The following is a 2,869-nucleotide window of genomic DNA, read 5'->3' as shown; positions in this document are numbered from 1 at the left end:
GTCCGATGTATGGCTATTGCATGAGGCGATTGATTTATGCCAAGAGGGCCAGCAATTTTATGCCCAAGCTACGTTAGGGGCCGACGATTACAATATCAAGCGGACTTTTATCCACATGGCCAAGATTAGAAAATGCATGCTAGAGCACCTAACGCCATTGTTTAGCTTAGTGCGGTCAAGCCAAGCAAGGCCAATAGACAGTCGCACTTATCATCAACAATCTTCGCGTCGGCACTATGCTAAAGCCGAGCAGGTTATACAGGATAAACCGTTGCCACAAGTTATAGCGGTATTGGTTGAAACCGAGCAACAAGTCTTGGTTGATTTAAAGCAAGCAGCAAGAAAAGCTAAAAACCAGCGTGTAGCTAGCCAGCTTGCCGAGGGTATTGCTTGGCTACAAATGAGCTGTGACAACATGAATAAACTCTCAGTTGTTCATGCCTAGCCATTATTTGAAAATAAAAAGCACGTGATAATTAATATTATCACGTGCTTTTTATTGTGTGTTAAGTGATGTTAATTGTTGGGTGACGGGCGTTTTATCTGACTAACCACATACTCGCTTTTTTTGCCTACTGCATTAGTCATCGACTCATTCTCTGGAAAGCGGATTTGATCCTAGACCGGGTTTACACCACGAATGCAATTGAGAGCCATTAATCCTTATTACGACGATGAAAAATTTACCTCGTGTCGGTAAAAAAGTCCGATATGGTTATTCATCAAGGCTATCAAAATAAGCGTAAAACAAAATTAGTTGTTTATTAACAGTGGCTTATAAAGTCTGGCATGGTTCACGCATTATAATCCTTGAGATTAACAACGGAGGAAAACTTTATGAAAAAGACCACATTATCAGTAGTAATGAGCATTGTGTTAGGTTCAATAGCATTTGGTGCAAATGCAGCACAAGATTGGCAAGATAATGCAAAAGATGCGTGGATCGATGGTAAAGCTGAAACCACAATTTTGTTAAATACTAATCTGAATTCATTTGATATTAATACCGACGTGCATGATGGTAACGTAACCCTAACGGGTAAAGTTGATAGCAGTGTGGATAAGTCACTTGCTGGAGAATTAATTAAAAGCTTAGATGGCGTAAAAGACGTTAACAATGAGCTTTCGGTGATGAAGCCGCACAGTGATCAAGACAGTAAGGATATAGGTGAATCACTCACAGACTCGAAAGTCGCTACCGTAGTGAAAACCCGATTATTATTCTCTGCTGATGTGTCGGGTACCGATATTAACGTCGATGTCGATCATGGTGTAGTGACATTAAAAGGCACTGTATCGAGCGATGCAGAACGTGATTTAGCCTTAACCATCGCTAAAAACACCGATGACGTTAAAGATGTAGTCGATGAGTTACGTGTAACAGGATAATCTATTCAGTTATACTCAAAACCAGCCTTTGGGCTGGTTTTTTTATGCCTAAAAGAGGTATGTGTAGTGCTTAACTTAAGGATGTTGTTTTCTATGACAAAGCATGTGAGAAAAACGCCGTTAGATGTCATGTCTTGGTTAGTTTTGGCTAGTGTGTTGCTGCTATCCGGCTGTGGCAATGTATTGTGCCAAGCGCAAACCGATAAAGAAGTGGACCCCCTCAAGCAATATGAAGCTCAAAAACGTTGTGAACAGCTGGTAGATGAACATATGGACAATAGCTATCATGATGAGCGTGATGAAAATATGCAGTTATTGAAACAGTCGATAGCCAATAATACCCATACTGATTAATTTCGTTTCACTTCTGATGGTACAAGCAACTGCTTATCCATCATATTGACAGCCTTATTCGTTCTGGATTGTGTAGGTTTTTTCGGTATAAAAAACTGATTGATGTTAATGGCATTTAGGTTGAATACCTTGTGTGGATGAAACTGTATTTAATGCCGTTGTATTGATTGGCTTGGTTTGCTCCAAGGTCTATGACTCAGTTAATGCTCTCAATAATTCCCATTTGGATTGTGTATACAATAGTGTATATAGATGATGAGTTGATTCCGAAGTGGAGTATTGATGGGGCAATTTTGTAGGACAATTTACAGATAAACGCGTATGTTTTTGATTATGAGTAACTAAAGTTAGCCGACTGGTCTATTGTTGTTTATCCTATCACTAAAAAAGGAGGCTAAATGAATAAAAATGCAGCGAGTAGACAGTCAATATGTGCCGTAGGTGAGAAGCTTTTTGCGTTACACGGTTATAGCGCTGTAGGTATTAAATTGATTCTGGACGAAGTGGGTATTCCTAAAGGCTCCTTTTATCATTACTTTGCCAGTAAAGAAGCGTTTGCCGCAGCTGTTGCTGAATATTATTTCCAACAACGGATTCAGCCTATCGCTATCGATCCAAGCGTAAATTTTAAAACCAATTTATCAACAGTGCTAAATGGATATCATCAACTGATTGATGAGCTGTTTAGTGGCAGTGAACCGCGCGGTTGTTTGATGGGTAACTTGATGGTTGAAGTCAGTACTCAGTCGCCGTTACTGCATCAAACCTTGGGTAAGCTTTATGATCAATGGCTGAGCCTATTGAATGAACTTTTTCAGCAAGGGCAACAACAAGGGCATATTCGTACTGACATTCCGGCATCAACGTTAGCGAGTGTTTTTTGGTCAAATTGGCAAGGAACTATGCTACGCTGCCAAATTAAAGTCGATAAAATGGCAGCTAAACGTGCTTTAGTGCAGTGCATGCAAATGATGACTCGCTAGCGCTAAGCAGTGCAGCGATTATTTTGATTGTGTATTACGATAAAAATATTTATATTTCGGTGATTTTTCGGGGTTTGGAGTGGGTTGAATTGGCTAAAAGATTATTGTTTAGTTGTTTTTTGTTTAGTTGTTTTTTGTTTAGT

The 2,869-nt window shown here is 39.6% G+C and carries 4 protein-coding genes; all 4 read left to right on the top strand.

Going from position 1 to position 2,869, the window contains the following annotated elements:
• On the top strand, positions 1 to 445 hold a 445-nt coding region (locus tag H5202_RS19915; protein WP_182773594.1), incomplete at its 5' end, for a glutamyl-tRNA reductase.
• Between the two features lie 392 nt (positions 446 to 837).
• On the top strand, positions 838 to 1,389 hold the full coding sequence (locus H5202_RS19910; protein WP_182773593.1) for a BON domain-containing protein: 552 nt from the start codon (positions 838 to 840) through the stop codon (positions 1,387 to 1,389).
• A gap of 93 nt (positions 1,390 to 1,482) precedes the next feature.
• Entirely contained in the window at positions 1,483 to 1,743 is a 261-nt protein-coding gene (locus H5202_RS19905) for a hypothetical protein (RefSeq protein ID WP_182773592.1), read from the top strand.
• A gap of 398 nt (positions 1,744 to 2,141) precedes the next feature.
• Positions 2,142 to 2,726, top strand: coding sequence for a TetR/AcrR family transcriptional regulator (locus H5202_RS19900; RefSeq protein WP_182773591.1), 585 nt, complete (start codon positions 2,142 to 2,144; stop codon positions 2,724 to 2,726).
• The last annotated feature ends 143 nt before the right edge of the window (positions 2,727 to 2,869 follow it).

The sequence above is a fragment of the Shewanella sp. SG41-4 genome, assembly GCF_014164505.1.
GTDB lineage: Bacteria > Pseudomonadota > Gammaproteobacteria > Enterobacterales > Shewanellaceae > Shewanella.
Note: the sequence above shows the minus strand (reverse complement) of the source record. Positions and strands in the feature narration are given on the sequence as shown.

Bases quoted from the DNA above. Each gene is read 5' to 3' on its own strand.
- H5202_RS19905 (WP_182773592.1), top strand. From the start codon at position 1,483: ATGACAAAGCATGTGAGAAAAACGCCGTTAGATGTCATGTCTTGGTTA.
- H5202_RS19910 (WP_182773593.1), top strand. From the start codon at position 838: ATGAAAAAGACCACATTATCAGTAGTAATGAGCATTGTGTTAGGTTCA.
- H5202_RS19900 (WP_182773591.1), top strand. From the start codon at position 2,142: ATGAATAAAAATGCAGCGAGTAGACAGTCAATATGTGCCGTAGGTGAG.